Here is a 20,997-nt window from a genome sequence, read left to right as displayed (position 1 = left end):
GCGCCGGTCAGATCGCCGGCTCGCCCTTGAGCGCCGACATGACCCGCTCGCCCTGCGCGGTCAGCCGGTACGTCACCAGCGGACGGCTCGACGGCGGCTTTCGCGCGAGCTCGACGATGTAGCCGCGCACCATCAGGGCTTCGAAACTGCCGTAATAGCCGAACATGCTGATCTGGTTCTGCCTGAGCAGCTTGAACTCGCGCAAGAGCCGTATCTCGTTGCCCGACAGCAGCGACCGGCGCACGCGCTGAACGAACCGCGCGCGCTGCTCGAACCAGTTTTTATCCGGCAGTTCGTGCGAGGCTGGTGCGGGGGCCCGTTCGCAGGGACGCGCGTCCTGCGCAATCTCGACCATCACCTGCGGCAGGCACGGCATGCTGCTGGCGACAACCGCGTCCTTCGCAACGTCGAGCAACGCGAGCGGCCAGCGCCGCTTGTTGTCCACCATGACCGGCGGTGGCACGACGCTGTCGCGCACCAGCTGCTCGAAGCGTTCCGGCGGTCACGCCGACATAGGCCGCCGCGCGACGGCGATCGACCAGACGCGTGTCCGGCGCGACCTCGCAAACAATGTTCTCGTCCACCCGGGATCCCCTGGCGCCTCGTTGCGCATGGCATGGCGGCCCGACAGGACCGGCCAAGCCGGCGGCGAACCTAGGTGGGAGGAGCGCGCTCGAAAAGCACAGAATTTCGTACACGTTGATGCCGTTTCGGCAACGGCTATAGTCCGGCCGGGGGTCCCATGCGATTTCACTCACCAGCCATCCAGTACTTCCACGCCGTCCGCCGCACCGGCTCGATCCGGGCCGCTGCGCGCATGCTGAACGTTGCCTCGTCGGCCGTAAGCCGCCAGATTCTCAAGCTTGAACAGGAGGTTGGGTCACCCTTGTTCGAGCGCAATGCGCGCGGCCTGACGCTGACGACGGTCGGCGAGATGTTGGCCCGGCACGTCATGAACGTGCTCCAGGACCTCGACCGCTTCCGCTCGGACGTCGCATCCCTGGCGGGGACTTGGCACGGCACCGTCAGCATTGCCTGCATCGAGTCGCTCACGGAGTCGGTGCTGCCCGACCTGATAGCCTCCCATCGCGGCCGCGCCCGGCGCGTCAGCTTCACCACCGAGGTGAAGGGATCGTCGGACGTGCTGGAGGCCCTGAGCCGCGGCGAGGCCGACATCGGCATCGCCATGGCGCTGCGGCATCCGCCGGACCTGCGCCAGGTCGCCTTGAAACGGTTTCGCCTGGGCGCGGTCGTCGCGCGCGAGCATCCACTGGCGCGCGGCAAGACGGTCACGCTGCCCCAATGTCTCGCCTTTCCCGTCATCCACGCGCTGCCGGAGCTGTCGATCTATCATCTGCTCCAGCCGCTGATCGCGCAGCTCTCCGAGACCCCGGAGCCGGCCATCCAGGCCAACTCGATCGACCTGATGCGCGAGCTCGCGGCGCGCGGCGTCGGCGTCGCCTTCCAGACCCAGCTCGGCATCAGCAGGCTGTCGCGCGACAGCCGGCTCGTCTTCCTGCCGCTCGACAATGCCGGCAGCCCGGTGTGGTCAGATCTCGGCATCTACGTTCGCGCCGAGCGCACCCTCCCCGCTTACACGGAATCCTTCCTCCAGGAGCTGGTGCGCGAACTGGGCGAGCGCGAGCGGCGGGAAAACGCGGCGCATCCGCAGATCGCCTGATCAAACGCCGACGGTCTGACGTTCAGCCGTGGCCGACCCCCTTGCGCTGGCCGCTATCGCCGAGGCGGTCGACCCAGGCGATGCCGATCGCGGAGATGATGAAGGTCAGGTGGATCAGCACCTGCCACATCACGCCGCTCTCGGTGAAATTGCTCCGCGTCGTGCCGAGATTGCCCGCCTCGATGAAGGTCCTGAGCAGCGAGATCGAGGAGATGCCGATGATCGCCATCGCAAGCTTGATCTTGAGCACGCTGGCATTGACGTGGCTGAGCCATTCCGGCTCGTCCGGATGACCGCTGAGGTTCAGGCGCGAGACGAAGGTCTCGTAACCGCCGACGATCACCATCACCAGCAGGTTCGAGATCATCACGACGTCGATCAGCCCGAGCACGACCAGCATGATCTGCTGCTCGCTGGCGTCGAACGAGTGCACGACCAGGTGCCAGAGCTCCTTCAGGAACAGCAGCACATAGACGGCCTGCGCGACGATGAGGCCGACATAAAGCGGGACCTGCAGCCAGCGCGAGCCAAAGATGAGTTGGGCAAACGGGCCGATTTGCGGCGCCGGCACGGAATCCGCCGAAGGTGCTTTGGGTTCGGACGTCATTGATCACTCCGGATGATGGACAGGCGCGTTGCCTCAGAGACTCGCGATCACAGGCGCGAGCTCGAGCGATCCGCGATAGATCATCTCGAAGGCGACGTAAACGATGATGGCGAGGCCGACATAGCCGATCCAGCGCTGCTTCTGGAGCACGCGGCCGAGCAAATCGGCGGCAACGCCCATCAACGCGACCGACAATAGCAGGCCGAAAGCGAGGATGTAGGGATGCTCGCGCGCAGCGCCCGCGACCGCGAGCACGTTGTCGAGCGACATCGAGACGTCGGCGGCGACGATCTGCACCGCCGCCTGCCTGAAGGTCTTTCGGGACGCAGGCGCAGCGCTGCTGCCGCCATGGCTGAACGCGAGCTCGTTCGCATGCGCGGACTGCTCGCGCAGCTCCCGCCACATCTTCCAGCACACCCAGAGCAGCAGCACGCCGCCGGCGAGCAATAGCCCGATCACTTGCAGAAGCTGGGTCGCGACGCCGGCAAAGACGATGCGCAGGGCGGTGGCGGCGATGATGCCGACGACGATGGCGCGCCGGCGCTGCTCGGCCGGGAGGCCGGCTGCGGCAAGGCCGATGACGACGGCGTTGTCGCCGGCGAGCACGAGGTCGATCAGGACGACCTGAAGCAGCGCGGTCAGCGCTTCGGTGGTGATGAATTCAGTCATGATTGGTCATTTTTCGGTGCGGACGGATCGAGCCAGTGCGGCTTCTTCCGCTCGACCCAATCCAGAACCTTGGCGCGCGCGGAGCGCAGCGCGGGCACGTCTTCTGCGAGCAAAGCGAGGCCGAGCGGTAGCATCCAGACACCGAGCACCGGCAGGAAGGAGAGCACGCCGCCGACAATCAGCAGCGCACCCGAAGGGATTCTCACCCAGCGGCTGGATGGCTTGAGCAGATAGGTGACGGTGTCGCCCATGCGCGGCGGCAGGCGACGGACAAGCTTGTCGAGGCGCGGGTCGCCGCCAGCCATCTGGCCGCTAGCGCCCGCAGTCCCTGTCTTATCCTCGTCCGAAACTACGCTCATGCTTACTCCTCGGCGGCGATGCGGTGTTCGGCGCGCACTGCACCCGGCGTCACCTGCTTTGCGCGCGGCAGCACCAGCGTCAGCAGGCGCAACAGCTTGATCGCCTGCACTTCGTGGGGATGCACGTCCTCGTCCGCGGCCGCGACGCGCTCCGACAGTTCCATCAAATGAGCCGACAGCGGCAGGTCTGAAACCGGACGCAAATTCTCGATCACCACATTGGCGAAATCCGGCTCCTCGAGTCGTTCAGCAAGGTCGTCGAACATCGCGTAGAGCCGGTCGTCCGAGATATGCGGCGCCAGCTTGCGATCCCGGATGAACCGGACGACCTCGTCGCGTTCGACCGGCGAAACTTGCCGGTCGGCGACGGCAACCAGCGCGCCGACGATCACCAGTGCCACCGCAGCCTGCTCGTTCAGGCTGGATGGCTCGGTGATCTCGATTTCGATCGGATTTGAATGCTTGGCGTCGGACATCGTTGCTCCCTTATCTTGCGAAAGACCGCACGGAGCTGCGATGGGGACGATTCGGTCGGAGAGACTCTCAAGAAGGCCCGACGATCGGCCGATCCATCGCATTCGCGCGGGACAGGTCATCCGACATCACGAGGTTTTGCCGACAGCGTCGACTTCCTCGCCAGAGGGGCCCGGATTCTTGTTCGTTTCACACATAAAGATGGGGCTGTCGGAATCAAGACGACGCGACTGCGACCAGCCGCCGCATCGGGTTCCGTGTTGCCACATTGGCTAAGCAGTTCTGCGCGCTCCGCACCTGCGATCATGTCTTTTACTGTCATCGCCCGCGCAGGCGGGCGATCCAGTACTCCGAGACGCCCGTAGTTTGTCGAGAAGCCGCAGCGTACTGGATTCCCCGCCTGCGCGGGGAATGACAGCGGAGTGCGGAGCACTCAGCCTACCCCACCCGCTCGACAAGATGCGCCCGCGAGGGCGACGGCTCGAACCTGTCGCCGAAATATTGAGTCTCGTGCGCCACGAGGCCGTCGCGGAATTCCATGATGCTCACGACGTAAGACGGCACCCCGTCATAGGTCAGCACGAATTCGCTCACCCAGAGATCGTTACTGCCGACGATCCGCCGAACCGTGAAGCGCTTCTTGTTCGGCTGCACGAACCGGCTCTCTTGAATCTTCCTGCGACCGCGGATGCGCTCGCCGGACTGCGGATAGTCGAGCACCGCGTCCTCGCGATAGATGTCGTGCTCGGCCTCGAAATCGTTCGCATCCGAAGCATCCCAATGGCGCTGGAGCGCGGCCAGCTTGCCCTGATCATCCATCGTGATCTCCCGTTGTACCGACTGCGTTTACGTTACGCATTTCAAATTGGCCTCAGCGTCGCCGGTGGCAAGGCTTGCTCGCAACGTCTAACAACGACTAACGAGCCAAAAACCCCATCCGATGCAATGATGACGGCAGAACCGCGCAGCCAGATCGGGAACACGCAATGGCACGTCTGCTTTCGGTCAATGTCGGCCTGCCGCGCGACGTCGCTTGGCAGGGTCGGACCGTCCACACCGGCATCTGGAAGGCACAGGTCACAGGCCCGCGCAGGGTGCGCCGGCTCAACATCGATGGCGACGGCCAGGGCGATACGGCCGGTCATGGCGGCGAACATCGTGCCGTATTCGTCTATCAGGATGAATCCTATCGGTACTGGCAGGAGCATCTGGGTCGATCGAACCTCGTTCATGGCCAGTTCGGCGAGAACTTTACGGTCGAGGGCCTCGCCGACACCAACGTGTGCATCGGAGACCGCTACAGGATCGGCTCCGCGGTGTTCGAAGTGACGCAGCCGCGCGTCACCTGCTACCGTCTCGGCATTCGCATGGACGAGCCGGACATGGCCGCGCTGCTCGTCAGGCACGGGCGGCCCGGATTCTATTTCCGTGTGATCGAGGAAGGCGACGTCGAAGCCGGTGACGAGATCACACAGATCGCTGTGGGACCCGAGCGCATGAGCGTGTTCGAGATCAATGCGCTGCTTTACCTGCCGCCTCATCCGCGCGAACGCCTGGAGCGCGCGCTGCGGATTCCCGCGCTGAGCCGCGGCTGGCGCCGTTCTTTCGAGGCGCTGCTCGAGCAGCAGAAGGACAACAAGACCGCGGGAAACGCCGGGCTTGGGCCGGCGGCGAGCCCAGCTCCGGCCTGGCGCGGATTCCGCTCCTTTCGCGTGGCGCGAAAGATCGCCGAAAGCGGCAACGTGACGTCGCTGATCCTCGAACCCGCCGACGGACATCCCGTGGCGGCCGCCCTGCCCGGTCAATTCGTCGTCATCAAGCTCGAGCCCTCCGGTGCGCAGGCGATGACACGCAGCTATTCGCTGTCGAGCGGCGCCGATGCCGCGTCCTATCGCGTCAGCATCAAGCGCGAAGTTCACGGCGCCGCCAGCCGTTACATTGCCGACGAGCTGCTGGCCGGCGCTGCCGTGCAACTAGGCGCGCCACGCGGCAGTTTCACGCTCCGGCAAGATGCACGCCCCGTCATCCTGTTGAGCGCCGGCATCGGCGTCACCCCTTTGCTCGCAATGCTTCACGCGCTCGCCGCCGAAGCGACGACGCGGGACGTGTGGTGGCTGCACGGCGCTCGCAATGGCCGCGAACATGCGTTCGCCGCCGAGGCGCGCGAATTGCTAGGTGGGCTCTCTCGTCACCATAGCCACGTCTGCTACAGCGCGCCTGACCCGGACGATCGTCTCAATGTGGCGTTCGACACAGCCGGACATCTCGACGCACGCCTGCTCCAGACCCTGAGCGTGCCGCGTGACGGCGATTTCTATCTGTGCGGACCGGCAGGTTTCATGAACGATCTGAAAGCTGGCCTCACCACGTTGGGCGTCGCACCGGATCGCATCCACACCGAATTGTTCGGCGCCGGACCGTCCTTGACGCCCGGCATAGCGTCCTCCCCGCAGAAGCGGGCGCACCCGCCGATCGGTGCCCCCGGCCCCGGCCCGATGGTTTCGTTCGCCCGGAGTGGCCTCAATGTCCGCTGGGGACCATCCTATGCCAGCCTGCTGGAATTGGCCGAGGCGTGCGACGTCCCCGTGCGCTGGTCGTGCCGGACCGGCGTCTGCCACAATTGCGAGAGCGGGTTGATCGCGGGGACGGTTGACTATGCGCCGGATCCGCTCGATCCGCCGGCGGACGGCAATGTCCTGATCTGCTGCTCACGACCCCGAAACGACGTCGTGGTTGATCTGTAAAATGGGAGAGCGCAATGCGACCTGACATGATGCCGGGAGTAACCTTCCCGGATTACGAACTCAGCGACCACACCGGCAAGCACCGGAAGCTCTCCGAACTGCAGGCGGGCGATCCAATGGTGCTCGTGCTCGGCCGCGGCGGATTTTGTCCCAAGGATCGTCGCCAGGCCGAAGGCTTGCTGCAACTCCATCGCGAGATGGAGGTGGGCTATTGCCGGATGGTCACGATCACGACCGACAACATCACCCAGACCAGCGAATATCGCAGCGGCGTCGGAGCGCACTGGCCCTTTCTCTCGGATTCGCGGCGCCTCGTTCAGAAGGATCTCGACATCGCCGAATACACCGACCCCGTCCACAATCCGATGATTCCGCACGTGATCGTGCTCGAGCCCGGCCTCGTCATTCACAAGATCTACAACGGCTACTGGTTCTTCGGCCGTCCAACCGTCGAAGAGCTCCGCCAGGACCTCAGGGCAGTCGGCATGAAGTGCCGGCCGGATTGGGACATCGCGGCGCCCGGCCTCAGGGCACTGTGGGACCAGGGCCGCAGGGAGCATTTTCATCCCTACGGCAAGGCTTATGACGAAACTCTCGGCGAACGGGATTAGAACCACATTCCGACATCGTCCGCTCGGGCGAATGCCGGTTCGGAATGTGGATGATCCAGATGAAGACCAATCCCGCGCCCCGTGCCGACCGCATGGGCGCGCGCCAGATCTACGAAGTCCTGCGGGATCAGATCATGGCACGGGTGTACGGGATCGACGGGGTGCTGCCGTCCTCCCGCGCGCTGGCCGGTGAGATGGGCGTGGCGCGCTCGACCGTCACGATCGCCTACGAACAGCTCGCCGCCGAAGGCTTCATCGAAACACGCCATGGCGCGCGACCGCGCGTGGCTCGCGCCGTCGTCGAGCGAGGACGCACGCGCGTAGTGTCGCGGCCGTCGGCGCGGAAGGTGCGGCTGTCGGCCTTCGGGAACCGGTTGCTTCAAGACCCGCCGCGCTGGTCCGAGCCGCCGCGCGGGCTGGTCGCGAACTTCCGCTATGGCGAGCTCGCGCCGTCGGATTTCCCGGTACTGGCATGGAAAAAGGCCGTGACCGCTGCGATGGCGCGCAAGCCCGAGCGGCTGGCCTATGACGATCCCTGCGGGGCGCTGCGGCTGCGGACCGCGCTTCAAGGCTATCTCTGGCGGTCGCGTAGCGTCCGCTGCGAGGTCGATCAGATCGTCGTCGTCAACGGCTCGCAGCAGGGCCTCGACATCTGCGCGCGCCTGCTGCTCGATGCCGGCGACCGCTTCGTGATGGAGGATCCCGGCTACCAGATGGCGCGGCATACTTTCGCAGCGACGGGCGCCGAGACGATCCCGATTCCCGTCGACGTGGATGGACTGGAGACAGCGCGGCTCGATGGCGTCGAAGCCCGCCTCGCCTATGTCACGCCGTCGCACCAATATCCGCTCGGCGGCGTCATGCCGATCGGCCGCCGGCACCAATTGCTCGCCTGGGCCAGGGCAAACGACGCCTACGTGATCGAGGACGATTACGACAGCGAGTATCGCTACGATACCAAGCCGATCCCGCCGCTGCACGCGCTGGAAGGCGGCGGCAATGTGATCTATCTCGGCACCGTCTCCAAGACGCTCTCGCCGACCTTGCGGATCGGCTTTCTGGTGGTGCCCTCCGCCCTGCGATCCCTGATCGCCGCCGCCAAGCAGATCATGGACCGGCACACGCCGCTGATCGAACAGGACGCTCTCGCGTCGATGCTGGAAAGCGGCGCCTATGACGGCCACATCAGGCGCGTGCGCCGGCGCAACGCCGAACGCCAGCGGGCGCTGCTCGACGCGCTTCGCCGCAGGTTGGGGGACCGCGTCCGGATCGAGGGCACGGCCGCCGGCCTGCACATCGTGGCGTGGTTCGACGACCTGCCGCAGAAGCGAGAGGACGCGTTGATCAAGGCGGCCCGTGCAAAGGGCGTCGGCATCTATTCCGTCTCTGCGCTGTTCGTCGGACCTCGCCGACCGCGGAAGACGGTCGGCCTCGTCATGGGCTATTCGGCATTGGAGGTGGCACAGATCGAGCGCGGCTGCAGGCTTCTCGCACAAGCCGTCGCCGAACTGGACTGATCAAATAGACGATAACTGGCAGTTTCTTACAGGCCAGATTCCGGCTATCTCCAGAGCAACACCGGAGATAGACATGTACATCCCTCCCGCCTTCAAGGACGACATCGAGAGCATCCGAGCGACCATTCGCGGCGCCCGCCTCGCCAGCCTGGTCACGGCCACCAGCGAAGGCCCCGTCGCCACGCCGCTGCCGCTGCTTCTCGACGAGAGCGAAGGCGAACATGGCGTGCTGTACGGACATGTGGCGAAAGCCAACCCGCAATGGAAACTGCCGCCGATCGGAGATGCGCTGGCGATCTTCAGCGGTCCCGACGCCTATGTGACGCCGTCCTGGTACGCGACCAAGCAGGAAACCGAAAAGGTCGTGCCGACCTGGAACTACGTCGCGGTGCATGCCTACGGCCCGGTCGAATTCTTCCAGGAGCCCGAGCGCCTGCTCGACGCCGTGACGCGGCTCACGAATAGGCATGAAGGATCGCGTGCAAAGCCGTGGGCCGTTACCGATGCCCCCGAAGATTTCATCGCAACTCAGCTGCGCGGAATCGTCGGCGTGCGGATTCCCGTCGTGCGGTTCGAAGGCAAGCGCAAGATGAGCCAGAACCGTCCCGAGGCTGACCGTGTCGGCGTCGCGCAAGGTCTCGCAGCGAGCGAGAACGCTGGTGATCGCGAGGTTGCGCCATTGATTCCGGTTCCGGTTTAGTAGCCACTTGGTTCCCGACACTCGCTGTCGGGAACCATCGTCCTGTCAGGTTGGTTGATACATTTCAGCAAGCATCTCCTGACGGAATTCCTATGTGCCGCTGGATCGCATACCGGGGCGAGACCACGTCCTTCGAGCCCTATGTCACCGAGCCCGAGCATTCGCTCATCGCGCAAAGCATCCGCTCGCTCCAGTCGACGGCGGGCTCGAATGGCGACGGCTTTGGTCTCGGCTGGTACGGTGAGCATCCGGAGCCTGGTCTTTATCGTGAAACACGCCCCGCTTGGTCGGACGAAAATCTCCGCTACCTCTGCCGCCATTTGCGCTCGCATCTGTTCTTCGCCCATGTGCGCGCCGCCACCGGCACGGCAGTGACGCGGCAGAACTGCCATCCCTTTGCCTGCGGCCAGTGGATGTTCATGCACAATGGTTTCGTCGGCAGCTGGAATCGCCTACGGCGCAAGGTCGAGGCGCTGATCCCCGATGCCTACTACCCCTCGCGGACAGGCACGACCGATTCGGAAGCCGTGTTTCTCGCCATGATGGGCGCGGGTCTCGACGCCGATCCGCTCGGCGCAACGCATCGCGTGCTGCGAGCCCTCGTCGGCCTCGTCAACGAAGGCGAGCTTCGTGAGCGGCTACGCTTCACCAGCGCCCTCGCTAACGGCCGGGATCTCTATGCCTTCCGGGTTGCGGTCAACGATGCCGCCAACACGCTCTATTTCCGCGAGGCTGGCGGCCAAGTCATCGTCGTCTCCGAGCCGTTCGACAAGGAAACAGACTGGACGGAAGTGCCCGCGAATCACGCGCTGGTCGCACGTGCGTCCGAGAGCGCGAAAATTGTTCCGTTCGATCTTGCAATTTCCAGTGAGGTCGACGCGGAACCCGCTCCTGCCAGAAGGATTATCGCCCGCGGGTAAATACCTTGGCCGGGTGGCACGATGACATTGGCGTCAGACGTCTTGAAACTGCTGCGGCTCGATTCCTCCGAAGACAGGCAGCACCTCGTCATTCGCTCGGCCGGCGGACGCGGCAAGGCTGCGGAATACTCGTTCGGTATCGAGGAGGAATACTTCCTCGCCGATCGCCGCAGCCTGGAGGTCGCGATCCAGACCCCCAATGAGCTATTCGAATCTGCGAATTGGTCGACAGGCGGCCAGGCGATGCGGGAGATGTTACAGTCGCAGCTCGAGGTCGCCACCAACGTGCATGTCGACGTCGCCGACGCGCGCGAAGAGCTTCGCTTCCTGCGTCGCGAAGTCGCAAACGTCGCGGCACAATACGGCTTCGTGATCATGGCCTGCGGCACGCACCCGACCGCGGTCTGGCGCATGTCGCAGCCGAGCCCGAAGCCACGCTACGAGGAGATGATTGAGGATCTGCGCAGCATCGGCCACCGCAACCTGATGTGCGGCATGCACGTGCACGTCCAGTTGCCCGATCCCGAAAAGCGCATGGCGGTGATGCGAGCGATGCAGCCGCATCTGCCCTTGTTCATCGCCCTGTCGGCCTCCTCCCCGTTCTGGAATTCACACAAGACCGGACTGAAGGGCTATCGGCTCGCCGCCTATTCCGAGCTGCCGCGCACTGGCCTGCCCGAATTATTCGAGAGCCGGCAGGATTACGACGAATATGTCGGCGCGTTGCAGCGCTCGGGCGTCATCCCCGATGAAAGTCACATCTGGTGGGCCATGCGCCCCTCGATGAAGCACCCGACCCTCGAGCTGCGTGCGCCCGATACCTGCACCTTCGTCGACGACGCCGTTGCCATTGCCTCGCTCTATCGCTGCCTGACCCGCTATCTCTACCTGCGACCTCATCTCTCGAAAGAGGTCACCGCGGTCGAACGCGCAATTGCGGTGGAAAACAAATGGCGCGCCCAGCGCTACGGCACCGATTGCATCTTTGCCTCCAAGGACGGGCCGGTCGAGATCTCCGAGCTGCTCTCCCGTGTGATCGAGCACATCGCCGAAGACGCCGCCGCGCTGAACTGCATGGCCGAGGTCGAACACTGTCGCACCATCGTCGAACGCGGCAGCTCGGCCGAATTCCAGCTTCGCGCCTTCCGCGACAATGCGGAAGACATCGCCGCCGTGTCGCGCTGGATCGCAGACGCGACGATCTCGGGCACGAGCACCCCCGCCGCAGGCGTTCCCGCGCCTTCATAGCGCCCGCGCAAGCTTCGGGAGCAACAATGTCGGTCCTGAATGCGTAAGGTCGCGGAGAGAACGATGAATCACGTCAAATGTTGCGCTGGCTGTGGCCATGGCCTCATTCCGATGCTCTCGGCCAAAGGGCGCGCGGAGCTCAGCTGCCTCTGGTGCGAGCTCATCGAGGCGCGTGCAGTGGACATGGCGAAGTGGGCTGACAGCCCGTACGGCAAGCCCGAGCGGACCGTCCGTCGAGCTTTCGAATGAACGGCTTCAGCCACCCGGCCGCCGACTTCTCCTGATCGGCGCAGCTGCGCATCCGCGCCAGAATGCCGCCAAATTAGACAAGACACGTCTCGTCACCAGGATTGCAGACTGGGCGAACATGGCCATGCAGGCTGGTCAAGCGCGTCATCTAACCTCAAGTGCAACCTCGATTTTTCATCGCGTGGCGGCGAGTCGCAAAGCCTTGCGTGCCGCGCACCGCCTCGACTGGCCTAAAATTCGCAAGGCAGCATCAGGCCTGATCCCCTGCTCTCAGCAAGATGCGTGCGCCGAGACAGGGTGAGCGGGCCAGATCGGAGAATTCCATGAACGTGCATGCCACCGGCGATCTCAAATTCACCGGCCTCACCCGCCCGGACGGCGCGCCCCTTCGCCTCAACGATCAGGAGTTCGTGGCGATCGATCGCGACCGGAATGCGAAGTTCGAGGCAACGTACCGGCCGCAGGCCCTCTACAATCGCGCCAACGAGGGTTTCCACGCCAACAACGAAACCTTCCTGCTGCACGAGGTCGCGACCAATCTGCCGATCTATCTGCCCGACACCGGCCCTACCGACTTCCATCTTCATCTGCCGCCGGGCGGCTTTCAGCTCGTGCTGGTCACGTCGGGCGCGTTCACGTTCGACTATGACGGGCGCTTCTATAATGTCGGCCCCGGCGCGGTGATGCTGCAAAGCGCGATCGTGCACCGACAGCTGTTCTACACCTGGTCGGGACTGTCGACCGAAGAGAATCTGAAGACGCCGCAGACGGTGGTGCCGGATCCAATCTCGATGGGCTATTCGGGCAAATTCCTCGAAGCCTTCATCACTGACCCGACGACGTTTCCAAACCCGACCATCGTCGGTCCGGACCAGATCAACGAAGCCGAGACGCCGCGGGTGGCATGGAGCCACTCTCTGCATGATCGCCCGGTCGATGCAGGCTTCTGGCTCCAGGACCCCTTGGCGCTGGATGCGCTGTTCAAGCCGCTCACCGACAGCCCGATCAAATCGGCCATGCCGGTTTACGTGCGCGATATCGGGATCGAGGCTCCGAGCGGTCACCTCGTCGCCGGCCACATCATCGCAACCGATCCGCGCGGCCAATCGCTCTTGTCCAAGAGCACGTCGTCAGCGGCGGACACCACATGTTTCGCCAAGGGCGAGGTCGTGATCTACCGCGTGATCCGCGGCACGGCCGAATTCAGGAACAAGACTGGCGAGACCTTTGAGCTCGCGGCCGGCGATGTGGTGACGGCGGGCAAGAACGCCACAAGCCTCGTCGGTGTTGGTGAGAACACGCAGGTCCTTCGGCTCGGCCTTCTCAAGGGCATGAACGACCTCCGCAGCTGGACGCCGACGCAACGCGACGAGATCGACGGCCTCGCCGGTCAGATCATCACGCAGAAGGACATCCGTCCGCTGCGCACCGAGGGCAAGCCGGTCGGATACCTGTACGGCTGAGCGGAGTTACTCCGCCGCTTGGCGGACGTGGCGGGCGGTCGGGGTGCGCATGGTGACGAGCTCTTCGGACGCGGTCGGATGCAGCGCGATCGTCGCGTCGAAATCGGCCTTGGTCGCCTTCATCTTCACCGCAATCGCGACTGCCTGCGTGATCTCGGCTGCGGCATCGCCGACGATGTGACAGCCGAGCACACGGTCGGTTGAACCATCGACGACGAGCTTCATCAGCACGCGGGTATCGCGGCCCGACATCGTCGCCTTGATGGGCCGGAACGTGGTCTTGTAAATGTCGATATGGCTGAATTGCGCGCGGGCTTCCGTCTCGGTCAGGCCGACGGTGCCGACCTCCGGCTGCGAGAACACGGCGGTCGGGATGTTGGCGTGATCGACCTGCACCTCGCGCTTGCCGAACACGCTGTCGGCGAAAGCATGGCCCTCGCGGATCGCGACCGGCGTCAGGTTGAAGCGATGGGTGACGTCGCCGATCGCGTAGATGCTGTCGACCGAGCTCTTGGAGAAATGGTCGACCGCGATGCCGCCGTTCCGCGGGTTGATGGCGACGCCGGCCTTCTCCAGGCCGAGATTGGCGACCGCGGGATGGCGGCCGATCGCGAACATCACCTGGTCGGAGGCAAGGCTCGATCCGTTCGACAGATGCGTGGTGAATTCCTCGCCGTGCCTATTGACCTTCGTCACCGTGCAGCCGGTCAGGATGGTGATGCCCTGCTTCTCCATCTCGGCGCGGACATGGGCGCGAACATCCTCGTCGAAGCCGCGAAGAATGTTGTCGCCGCGATAGATGACTGTGACGTCGGAGCCGAAGCCGGCGAAGATGCCGGCGAACTCCAGCGCGATGTAGCCGCCGCCCTGGATCACGATCCGCTTCGGCAGCTTGGCCAGGTGAAACGCCTCGTTGGAGGAGATCACGTGCTCGATGCCGGGAATCGGAGCGCCGTGATTGGGCGCGCCGCCGGTGGCGATCAAAATGTATTTTGCAGTGATCTTCCGGTCGTTCTCGAGCAGGCGGACGGTGTGCTTGTCCTCGATCACCGCGCGGCTCTTGACGATTTGCGCGCCCGACTTCTCGACATTGGCGGTGTAAGCCGCCTCCAGACGCGCGATCTCCTTGTCCTTGTTGGCGATCAGCGTCGGCCAGTCGAAGGTCGCAGACGGAACGGTCCAGCCAAAGCCGGCGGCGTCCTCGATCTCATGGCGGAAATGCGAGCCGATGACGAACAGCTTCTTCGGCACACAGCCGCGGATCACGCAGGTCCCGCCCATGCGGTACTCTTCCGCGATCATGACGCGGGCGCCGTAGCCGGCCGCGATGCGGGCGGCGCGCACGCCGCCCGAACCGCCACCGATGACAAAGAGGTCGACGTCGAATTCAGCCATTGTCCACTCCGACCTCTTTCAGAACATGATCCGGATTCCGATCAGATAGGGACTGTCAGATCTCCTTGCCACGCTTGCGCATCTCGGCGCGGAAGGCACCCATCACGGTCTCGGAGAAGTTCTGAGCCCAGGAGTTCATGAAGGCCATGCTCAGCCCGATCGCGCGCGGCTCGGCTTCGATCAGCTTCTTGCCCAGCGGCGACTTGTAGAAGGTGACGAGATCCTTCAGCTCCTGCTCGGTGAACTCGCTGGCATAGACCTGCGCCATGCCTTCTCCGATCTCCTTTTCGCGGCCTGCCAGCTGCTGGTTGACGACCCCGGCGACCTCGGTGAGATCCTTCTGATAGTTGAGGTTCTGCTGGATCAGCGCGATCCTGGTCTTATCGACCAGGCCGGGCACGGCGTTGGCATACATCGCACTGGCGTTCTTGATCGCGAGGATCTCCTTGGCGGCCGCGATGGCCGTCGGCGACGATTTCGGCGAAGCCGCCTGCTGGGCCCCGGCCGGGGCGACCGAGAGGGCCAGTCCCACAGCGAGGGTCGCGACCGGCAACAATTTCAAAACGCTCTTCATTCCTAGTCTCCTTTCGGCTTTCGCCGTTCAATCACGCGAATTCCCTCGCCACCCGCCAAGACAGCCGAGCTGGCCAAGCCGATGAACAAACCATGCTCGACGACGCCGGGGATCGCGCTCAACGCCGTGGCGAGGCGGGCGGGATCCTCAATCTTTTCGAGCTGGGCATCGAGGATCCAGTGGCCGCCATCGGTGACGAAAACGTGGCCGTCCTTGCCGTTGCGGACCGCCATCTGCCCGGAAACGCCGCATTCCGCAAACGCCTTCTCGATCGCGCGACGCGTTGCGCCGAGCCCGAACGGGATGACCTCGACCGGCAGCGGAAAGCGGCCGAGTGTCGGGACCCATTTGGTGTCGTCGGCAATCACGATCATGCGATCCGAGGCGGCCGCGACGATCTTCTCGCGCAACAGCGCACCGCCGCCGCCCTTGATCAGATTGAGTTCGGGATCGATCTCGTCGGCGCCGTCGACGGTGATGTCGAGATGGTCGATCTCGTCCAGCGTGGTCAGCGGCACGCGGCATCGCAGCGCATCGAGGCGCGTCGTCTCGGAGGTCGGCACGCCGATCACTTTCAGTCCGGCGCGGACCCGCTCGCCGAGCAGCTCGACGAAATGTTTGGCAGTCGAGCCGGTCCCAAGCCCGAGCTGCATGCCGTCTCGGACGTCCTCGAGGGCGCGCGCCGCTGCCTGCCGCTTCAACTGGTCCATGTTCACGTTGCGCCGTCCCTGAATTACGAGTGTGCTGCCTCATAGGCTCGCGGCGGCCTGTGTAGCCTCGTTTTCCCTCGGAGAACAGGGTCTGGGGGAACCGGCCTCCGGACCCACCTTATAAGGTGATCTTATGGCTTCGGCCCTTGCGCGGGCGGGGCCGGGCCGGTAGCGCTGGACCATGACCCCCTCCCACACCATCGTCTTCGATCTCGACGGCACGCTTGTGGATACGGCGCCCGACCTGATCACCGCGCTCAATTACGTGCTCGACCGCGAAGGGCTGCCGCCCGTGCCGATGGCCTCGGCCCGCAACATGATCGGCGCCGGCGCCCGCAAGCTGATCGAGCGGGGGCTGGAGGCCGAGGGCCGCAGCGTCACGGTTGCCGACATGGACCGGATGACGGCCGATTTCATCGCCTATTACGCCGACAATATCGCCGTCGAATCCCGGCCCTTCGAGGGGCTGGAGGCCGCGCTCGACCATTTTGCAGCCCAGGGCCATCGCCTCGCGGTCTGCACCAACAAGCTGGAATGGCTATCGAAGCGCCTGCTGGACCAGCTCGACCTGAGCCGGCGCTTCGCTGCGATTTGCGGCGCCGACACTTTTGGCGTGCAGAAGCCCGATCCGACCATTTTCCGCGAAACGGTGGCGCGGGCCGGCGGCGAGGTGAAAGCCAGCATCATGGTCGGCGACGCCGGACCCGATGTCGGCGTGGCCCGGCGCGCCGGAGTTCCCGTGATCGGGGTCAGCTTCGGCTATACGGACGTCCCGATTGCCGAGTTGAAGCCGGACCGGCTGATCCATCACATGCGCGACCTGCCGGCAGCCGCCAGCAGCCTGATGACCGCGCAGGCAGGTCTCAAGTAGCTGAGATAGCTTAGTTATTCCACGGAATCCCGCTTTAACCATCTACTAACGATGTGCGGCCGGCCGGTTGCTCGTTCGGAACGACACTCCTAAGTTTGTCCGGGGATGTGGCGGTTCGTCGCAGTAGAAGTGGATGGTCATGCGTCGTGTCATTGCGATTGCGCTAGCTGGGGTCAGTCTCTTGGGAGCAGCGACCCTTGCCGGCTGCTCCTCGATGTCTTCGACGTCCTGGGACATGTTCAAATCGGCCCCGCCGACCGTGCAGGTCCGGCTCGAATCCAATCCCCCGGGTGCTGACGCCACGACCTCACTGGGTGCCGGCTGCAAGACCCCCTGCTCCGTCGCGGTTCCCGCTCCCGACGCCCCCTTCACGGTCGCTTTCGCGCTGCCAAAATACCAGCCGGTGAGCGTACCGGTGAATGTCATCAGAAATCCCGGCGACTTCACCACGCCCGCCTCGATCACCACCGACCCCAACCCGATTTTCGCGGAGCTCCAGCCGGCCGTTCCGCCAAAACCGGTCCGCAAGCCGCACCGCCCGAAGAAACCGAAACCGGCGGCGGCCGCGGTCGCCCCGGCTGCTGCCGCACCGGCTGCGGGCTCGCCTTTCCCCGATCCTAACGCGGGCATGCGCTGACCTCCGTCATCCCCCAATTGTCTCTGACGCATTCGATGCTTAGATTGCTTCCAGGACACCGCTGAAGCAAAACTGCTCGCGTTGCCGCAAGTGACAAGGCATTTGGTATGAACGGACTTTCCGCGAGCCCCCTGTCGAGCACGATGACCGATCCGTTCGGACGGACCATCTCGTATTTGCGCGTCTCCGTCACCGACCGCTGCGACCTGCGCTGCTTCTACTGCATGTCGGAAGACATGACGTTCCTGCCCAAGGCGGACCTGCTGACGCTGGAGGAACTCGATCGGCTCTGCTCGGCCTTCATTGCCAAGGGTGTGAAGAAGCTGCGGCTCACCGGCGGCGAACCGCTGGTCCGCCGTAACGTGATGACGCTGGTGCGCTCGCTGTCGCGGCACCTCAAGAGCGGCGCGCTGAGCGAGCTGACGCTGACCACCAACGGCACCCAGCTTGCGAAACATGCCAGCGAACTCGCCGATTGCGGCGTCCGCCGCATCAACGTTTCGCTCGACACGCTCGACCCGCAGAAGTTTCGCGAGATCACCCGCTGGGGCGAGATCGACAAGGTGCTGGAAGGCGTCGAGGCGGCACGCGCCGCGGGCCTCGCAGTCAAGATCAACGCCGTTGCGCTGAAGAACCTCAACGAGGACGAACTTCCCGACCTGATGCGCTGGGCCCACGGCAAGGGCATGGGGCTGACGCTGATCGAGGTCATGCCGATGGGCGAGATCGGATCGGGACGAATCGACCAATATCTGCCGCTGTCGCTGGTGCGCGCGCGCCTTGCCCAGCAGTTCACGCTGACCGATCTGGCCGAGAGCACCGGGGGGCCGGCGCGCTATGTCAGCGTCGCCGAGACCGGCGGCAAGCTCGGCTTCATCACCCCGATGACCCATAATTTCTGCGAATCCTGCAATCGCGTGCGCGTCACTTGCACGGGAACGTTGCACACCTGCCTCGGCCACGAGGATGCCTCCGATTTGCGCAAACCTCTGCGTGCATCGGACGACGATTCGCTGCTTGCGGATGCGATCGACCGCGCCATTGGGCTGAAGCCCAAGGGCCACGATTTCATTATCGACCGCCGCCACGACCGCCCCAGCGTCTCCAGGCACATGAGCGTCACCGGCGGCTAACATCGGCTGGCCGGCCGCGGCTTATTCCCCTTAACTATCAACAAACTTCCGATTGACTGGCGGCACGCTCGCTGGTTTGGTGCGGCAGCCTCATGCCTGCGCGGCGAGACAAGCCAACGCGCCCACTCGGCGCAGTCAAGACGGCCGGGGCAAATCGGGGAGGACCAATCTTGCAAGCGCTCCTGAAGCTGAGCAATGGAATTGACGCGTTCACACGTTGGACGGGCAAGCGTCTGGCTTGGCTGATCCTGCTCGCCGTCGTCATCTCGGCGCTGAATGCGATCATCCGAAAGACATTGGACACGTCCTCCAACTCGTGGCTCGAGCTGCAATGGGTGCTTTTCAGCATCGTGTTCCTGCTATGCGCGTCCTGGACGCTGCTCGACAACGAGCACATCCGGATCGACATCTTCAATAGCATGATGCCGAAACGGGCTCGCAACATCATCGACATCATCGGGCACATCTTCTTCCTGATCCCGCTGACCGTTGTCATGATCGTGACCGGAATACCGTTCTTCCTGCGCTCGCTCCAGATCAACGAGCAATCCGGCAATGCGGGCGGCCTGCCACAATGGCCGGCAAAAGCGCTGATCATGATCGGCTTCGCCCTCCTGCTCGTTCAAGGCATATCCGAGCTGATCAAGCGAATCGCGATCATGCGCGGCATGATCCCGGACCCACACGAGTCGCAGGTGTCCGCACTGGAGGCCGAGGTCGAGCACCTCGTCGAAGCGATCGAAAAGAAGTAGCCGTTGGCGACGGTTTAGGGGGAAGTCATGACCGCGTTTATTATCGCCAATCTGGCGCCCATCATGTTCGCGACGCTCGTGATCGTGCTGCTGCTCGGCTACCCGGCAGCATTTTCGCTCGGCGCCGTCGGCCTGTTCTTCGCCATCATCGGCGTTCAGCTCGGCCAATTCCACCCGGACTTTCTCCAGGCCCTGCCGGAGCGCGTCTACGGGGTCATGAACAACGACACGCTGCTCGCCATTCCCTTCTTCACCTTCATGGGACTGGTGCTCGAGCGCTCCGGCATGGCCGAGGATCTGCTCGACACCATCGGCCAGTTGTTCGGCACCATCCGTGGCGGCCTCGCCTACGCGGTGGTTTTCGTCGGCGCCCTGCTTGCGGCGACGACCGGCGTCGTGGCGGCCTCGGTGATCTCGATGGGCCTGATCTCGCTGCCGATCATGCTGCGTTACGGCTACGACCGCCGCGTGGCGACCGGCATCATCGCGGCCTCCGGCACGCTGGCGCAGATCATTCCGCCCTCACTCGTCCTGATCGTGATGGCCGACCAGCTCGGCAAGTCGGTCGGCGACATGTACGAGGGCGCATTCATTCCGGGCCTGGTGCTCGCCGGCCTCTATGCAGGTTACGCGTTCCTCGTGACCATGATTTTCCCGAAGGCGGCGCCTGGTCTTCCCAAGGAGGCGATCGGCTTCCGCGAGGAGAGCGGCGACCGCGGCCTCAAGTCGCTCGGCGTGCTGTTCCTGGCGAGCTGCGTCTTCGGCTGGTTCATGATGCGGAATTCGGAGACACACGGCGCCGACTTCGTCGTGCTCAGCATGTTCTTCGGCATTCTCTTCGCGTTCTTCGTCGCCATCGCGAACTGGGTGCTCGACAAGCTGACGGGCTACCGCTTCCTCTCGAAGATGGCGCAACAGACCACCTTCGTCATGGTGCCCCCGCTATTCCTGATCTTCCTGGTGCTGGGCACGATCTTCATCGGCGTCGCGACGCCCACCGAAGGCGGTGCGATGGGTGCAGCCGGGGCCCTCATTCTCGGAGCCGCGAAGCGGCGGCTGACCTGGGACCTGATCCGTCAGGCTACCGAATCGACGGCGAAGCTGTCCGCGTTCGTCGTCTTCATCCTGGTCGGGGCACGCGTGTTCTCGCTCACCTTCTACGGCGTCAGCGGCCACGTCTGGGTCGAGCACCTGCTGACCTCCCTGCCCGGCGGCCAGATCGGCTTCCTGATCTTCGTCAACGCCTTCGTCTTCGTGCTGGCGTTCTTCCTCGACTTCTTCGAACTCGCCTTCATCGTGATCCCGCTGCTCGGGCCGGCTGCCGAGCATCTCGGCATCGACCTGATCTGGTTCGGCGTCATCCTGGGCGTCAACATGCAGACGTCGTTCATGCATCCGCCGTTCGGATTTGCGCTGTTCTATTTGCGCTCGGTCGCGCCGAAGGAACGTTATACCGATCGCGTCACCGGCAAACGCATGGAGCCGGTCACGACGGGACAGATCTATTGGGGTGCGGTGCCGTTCGTCGTCATCCAGATGATCATGGTGCTGCTCGTGATCATGTTCCCGTCGATGGTGATGCACTACAAGGGCGTGCAGTCCACCGTCGATCCCAACAGCATCAAGATCGATATTCCCCAGATCGATCTGCCGCCGCTCGACTTCGGCCAGCCGAAGCAATAG

Annotated in this window: 22 protein-coding genes; 13 read left to right on the top strand and 9 right to left on the bottom strand. The window is 64.2% G+C overall.

Annotated features, from left to right (window positions below; genetic code table 11):
* Positions 1-7 precede the first annotated feature (7 nt).
* Positions 8-478 carry a hypothetical protein gene (locus tag IVB36_RS08470; RefSeq protein ID WP_247391215.1) on the bottom strand — a complete coding sequence of 157 codons (471 nt, stop codon included), beginning with the start codon at positions 476-478 and terminating at the stop codon, positions 8-10.
* Positions 479-742: 264 nt separating this feature from the next.
* Between IVB36_RS08470 and IVB36_RS08465 the strand changes: the two genes are divergently transcribed.
* The gene (locus IVB36_RS08465; protein WP_085362156.1) at positions 743-1,681 is read left to right on the top strand and encodes a LysR family transcriptional regulator; all 939 of its coding nucleotides are present in this window, start codon (positions 743-745) and stop codon (positions 1,679-1,681) included.
* Positions 1,682-1,703: 22 nt separating this feature from the next.
* On the opposite strand, the gene IVB36_RS08460 is transcribed toward IVB36_RS08465, so the two are convergent.
* The 5 genes from IVB36_RS08460 to IVB36_RS08440 form a co-directional block, all read right to left on the bottom strand.
* Complete coding sequence (locus IVB36_RS08460; protein ID WP_085352737.1) at positions 1,704-2,288, bottom strand: TIGR00645 family protein; 585 nt, start codon at positions 2,286-2,288, stop codon at positions 1,704-1,706.
* A gap of 33 nt (positions 2,289-2,321) precedes the next feature.
* Positions 2,322-2,957, bottom strand: coding sequence for a TerC family protein (locus tag IVB36_RS08455; protein ID WP_085395854.1), 636 nt, complete (start codon positions 2,955-2,957; stop codon positions 2,322-2,324).
* Positions 2,954-3,316 (bottom strand): hypothetical protein, encoded by a 363-nt coding sequence (locus tag IVB36_RS08450; protein ID WP_247391213.1) that lies wholly within the window; start codon positions 3,314-3,316, stop codon positions 2,954-2,956. The genes IVB36_RS08455 and IVB36_RS08450 overlap by 4 nt, the downstream gene beginning before the upstream one ends.
* Positions 3,317-3,318: 2 nt before the next feature.
* Entirely contained in the window at positions 3,319-3,792 is a 474-nt protein-coding gene (locus IVB36_RS08445; protein WP_247391211.1) for a TerB family tellurite resistance protein, read from the bottom strand.
* A 436-nt stretch (positions 3,793-4,228) separates the two neighbouring features.
* Positions 4,229-4,609: a nuclear transport factor 2 family protein gene (locus tag IVB36_RS08440; protein WP_018459365.1), complete on the bottom strand. Its 381-nt coding sequence runs from the start codon at positions 4,607-4,609 to the stop codon at positions 4,229-4,231.
* 167 nt (positions 4,610-4,776) lie between these two features.
* On the opposite strand from IVB36_RS08440, the gene IVB36_RS08435 reads away from it, so the two are divergent.
* From IVB36_RS08435 to IVB36_RS08405, 7 genes are all read left to right on the top strand, one after another.
* Positions 4,777-6,534 carry an MOSC and FAD-binding oxidoreductase domain-containing protein gene (locus tag IVB36_RS08435; RefSeq protein WP_247391209.1) on the top strand — a complete coding sequence of 586 codons (1,758 nt, stop codon included), beginning with the start codon at positions 4,777-4,779 and terminating at the stop codon, positions 6,532-6,534.
* A 14-nt stretch (positions 6,535-6,548) separates the two neighbouring features.
* Entirely contained in the window at positions 6,549-7,145 is a 597-nt protein-coding gene (locus IVB36_RS08430; RefSeq protein WP_247391207.1) for a redoxin domain-containing protein, read from the top strand.
* Between the two features lie 50 nt (positions 7,146-7,195).
* Positions 7,196-8,662, top strand: a complete 1,467-nt coding sequence (locus tag IVB36_RS08425) for a PLP-dependent aminotransferase family protein (protein ID WP_247391205.1) — start codon at positions 7,196-7,198, stop codon at positions 8,660-8,662.
* A 73-nt stretch (positions 8,663-8,735) separates the two neighbouring features.
* On the top strand, positions 8,736-9,362 hold the full coding sequence (locus IVB36_RS08420) for an FMN-binding negative transcriptional regulator (protein WP_018459369.1): 627 nt from the start codon (positions 8,736-8,738) through the stop codon (positions 9,360-9,362).
* Between the two features lie 92 nt (positions 9,363-9,454).
* Positions 9,455-10,282, top strand: a complete 828-nt coding sequence (locus IVB36_RS08415) for a class II glutamine amidotransferase (protein WP_085352733.1) — start codon at positions 9,455-9,457, stop codon at positions 10,280-10,282.
* Between the two features lie 21 nt (positions 10,283-10,303).
* A complete protein-coding gene (locus IVB36_RS08410; protein ID WP_143273417.1) occupies positions 10,304-11,530 on the top strand; it encodes a carboxylate-amine ligase in 1,227 nt (408 codons plus the stop codon).
* Between the two features lie 572 nt (positions 11,531-12,102).
* Positions 12,103-13,242, top strand: a complete 1,140-nt coding sequence (locus IVB36_RS08405) for a hypothetical protein (protein WP_018459373.1) — start codon at positions 12,103-12,105, stop codon at positions 13,240-13,242.
* A 6-nt stretch (positions 13,243-13,248) separates the two neighbouring features.
* Here the strand turns inward: IVB36_RS08405 and gor are convergent, their stop codons facing one another.
* From gor to rpiA, 3 genes are read right to left on the bottom strand one after another with little or no spacing between them, the layout of a single operon-like run.
* Positions 13,249-14,637 (bottom strand): glutathione-disulfide reductase, encoded by a 1,389-nt coding sequence (gene gor / locus IVB36_RS08400; protein WP_247391203.1) that lies wholly within the window; start codon positions 14,635-14,637, stop codon positions 13,249-13,251.
* A gap of 55 nt (positions 14,638-14,692) precedes the next feature.
* A complete protein-coding gene (locus tag IVB36_RS08395; protein ID WP_247391201.1) occupies positions 14,693-15,211 on the bottom strand; it encodes a DUF2059 domain-containing protein in 519 nt (172 codons plus the stop codon).
* Positions 15,212-15,213: 2 nt separating this feature from the next.
* Positions 15,214-15,927 (bottom strand): ribose-5-phosphate isomerase RpiA, encoded by a 714-nt coding sequence (gene rpiA, locus IVB36_RS08390; RefSeq protein ID WP_247391199.1) that lies wholly within the window; start codon positions 15,925-15,927, stop codon positions 15,214-15,216.
* Positions 15,928-16,102: 175 nt separating this feature from the next.
* Between rpiA and IVB36_RS08385 the strand changes: the two genes are divergently transcribed.
* From IVB36_RS08385 to IVB36_RS08365, 5 genes are all read left to right on the top strand, one after another.
* Entirely contained in the window at positions 16,103-16,792 is a 690-nt protein-coding gene (locus tag IVB36_RS08385) for an HAD-IA family hydrolase (RefSeq protein ID WP_247391195.1), read from the top strand.
* 139 nt (positions 16,793-16,931) lie between these two features.
* Complete coding sequence (locus IVB36_RS08380; protein ID WP_204510891.1) at positions 16,932-17,429, top strand: hypothetical protein; 498 nt, start codon at positions 16,932-16,934, stop codon at positions 17,427-17,429.
* Between the two features lie 107 nt (positions 17,430-17,536).
* Positions 17,537-18,562, top strand: coding sequence for a GTP 3',8-cyclase MoaA (gene moaA / locus IVB36_RS08375; protein WP_085352728.1), 1,026 nt, complete (start codon positions 17,537-17,539; stop codon positions 18,560-18,562).
* Between the two features lie 170 nt (positions 18,563-18,732).
* Positions 18,733-19,314, top strand: a complete 582-nt coding sequence (locus IVB36_RS08370) for a TRAP transporter small permease subunit (protein ID WP_018459380.1) — start codon at positions 18,733-18,735, stop codon at positions 19,312-19,314.
* A 27-nt stretch (positions 19,315-19,341) separates the two neighbouring features.
* Positions 19,342-20,997, top strand: a complete 1,656-nt coding sequence (locus IVB36_RS08365; RefSeq protein WP_085352727.1) for a TRAP transporter large permease subunit — start codon at positions 19,342-19,344, stop codon at positions 20,995-20,997.

Origin of the sequence: Bradyrhizobium sp. 35, assembly GCF_023073215.1 — a bacterium.
Taxonomy (GTDB): Bacteria; Pseudomonadota; Alphaproteobacteria; order Rhizobiales; family Xanthobacteraceae; genus Bradyrhizobium; species Bradyrhizobium canariense_D.
Note: the sequence above shows the minus strand (reverse complement) of the source record. Positions and strands in the feature narration are given on the sequence as shown.